Origin of the sequence: Melaminivora alkalimesophila, from assembly GCF_000282995.1 — a bacterium.
Classification (GTDB): Bacteria; Pseudomonadota; Gammaproteobacteria; order Burkholderiales; family Burkholderiaceae_C; genus Melaminivora; species Melaminivora alkalimesophila.
This window is the reverse complement of record NZ_ALEE01000459.1, coordinates 1-1912: the sequence shown is the minus strand read 5'-3', so window position 1 is coordinate 1912 and position 1912 is coordinate 1. Positions and strand designations below refer to the sequence as shown.

Below are 1912 nucleotides of genomic sequence, written 5' to 3'. Positions count from 1 at the left end.
GGGGCTGGCGGCGGCAGCGGCTGCCTGAGGGCCTTCAAAAACCCCCGCGCCAGCTTGCGCTGCCCGCCGACGCGGTGGCTGTGCCGCCCGCCTCCACAATGCCGCGATGCAATGGCTGACCTCCCTGCTCTCACACCCGGCGCCGGCCCTGGCGCTGCTGCTGTCCATCGGTTTCCTGGCCCAGTGGCTCGCCTGGCGCGTGCGCGTGCCGGCCATCCTGCCGCTGCTCCTGCTGGGCCTGGCGCTGGGGCCGCTCACCGGGCTGGTCGATCCAGACGCGCTGCTGGGTGAGCTGCTGTTTCCGGCGGTCTCGCTGTCGGTGGCGGTGATCCTGTTCGAGGGCAGCCTGGGCCTGCGCTTTGCCGAACTCGACGGCATCGGCCACGCCGTGCGGCGCCTGTCCACCTATGGCGCGCTGGTGGCGATGACGGGGCTGGCCGCGGCGGCGCACTGGCTGGCCGGGCTGTCCTGGTCGCTGGCGTTCCTGTTCGGTGCCATCACCTGCGTGACCGGGCCGACGGTGGTCAATCCGATGCTGCGCGTGGTGCGGCCCAATGCCCGCGTGGCCAATCTGCTGCGCTGGGAGGGCATCGTCATCGACCCGCTGGGCGCGCTGCTGGCAGTGCTGGTCTACGAGCTCATCGCCGCCAAGCAGTTTCCGGGCGAGCCGCTGTGGGTGTTCATGCTGACCCTGGTTGGCGGCACGCTGATCGGGCTGGTGGCGGCCTGGCTGCTGGCGCAGCTGCTTCGCCGGCATTTCATCCCCGAATACCTGCAGGGCTACGCCGCGCTGGCGCTGATGCTGGCCACCTTCGCGCTGAGCAACGCGCTCACGCGCGAGTCGGGCCTGCTGGCTGTCACGGCCATGGGCATCGCCCTGGGCAACCTGCGCGGCATCCACATCGAACCCATCATCAGCTTCAAGGAAAACCTGTCCATCCTGCTGGTGTCCATGCTGTTTCTGATCCTGGCGGCGCGCCTGCCCTGGCCGCTGCCGCCGGGCATGTTGCTGGGCGGGCTGCTGGTGTATCTGGCGGCGCAGTTCCTGGTGCGGCCACTGTCGATCTGGTTGTCCACGCTGGGCAGCGCCCTGAGCATGCGCGAGCGGCTGTTGGCGGCGTGGATCTCGCCGCGCGGCATCGTCGCGGCGTCGATCTCGGCGCTGTTCGCCCTGCAGCTGCAGGAGCGCGGCATGGAGGGCGCCGACCGCCTGGTGCCGCTGGTGTTCATGCTGATCATCGCCACCGTGGTGGTGCAGAGTCTGACGGCCAGCCGCCTGGCGCGCTGGCTGGGCGTGCGCGAGCCCGAGCCGCGCGGCGTGCTGATCCACGGCGCCAACCCGGTGGCGCGCGCCGTGGCGCAGGCGCTGCACGACCAGGGCGTGCCGGTGCTGCTGGCCGCCGACGACTGGGACGGCATTCGCGCAGCGCGCATGGCTGGCCTGCCGACCTATTTCGGCAACCCGACCTCGCGCCACGCCAGTCGGCATCTGGATCTCACGGGTCTGGGGCGGTTGCTGGCGCTGTCCACGCAGGAGGAGCGCAATTCGCTGGTCGCCGTGCACTACCAGCGCGAGTTCGGCCGCGACCGGGTGCTGGTGCTGCGCGCCGTGGCGCCACAGGAAGGCGGCGAGCGCCGGCGGCTGGCCGAAGGCTTGCAGGCGCCGGCGCTGCTGGGCGAGGGCATGACGCACGCGCGCCTGCAGGAGTTGCTCGATGCCGGCTGGAATTTCAAGACCACCACGCTGACCGACAAATACGGCTGGGCGCAGTTCGACCAGGCCTGGGGCGGGCGCGCCATCGTGTTATTCACCTTGACCGACAAGGGGCAGCTGCGCCTGGCGGGCGACCCGGCGCATCCGGTCGAGCCAGCGGCCGGCCAGAGCGTGACCGCGCTGGTGCCGCCGCAGGCC

The 1912-nt window shown here is 71.3% G+C and carries 1 protein-coding gene; it reads left to right on the top strand.

Going from position 1 to position 1912, the window contains the following annotated elements; all coding sequences use genetic code 11:
* Positions 1 to 106: 106 nt before the first annotated feature.
* A partial coding sequence (locus A612_RS08965) for a cation:proton antiporter (protein ID WP_019374161.1) occupies positions 107 to 1912 on the top strand: 1806 nt, incomplete at its 3' end.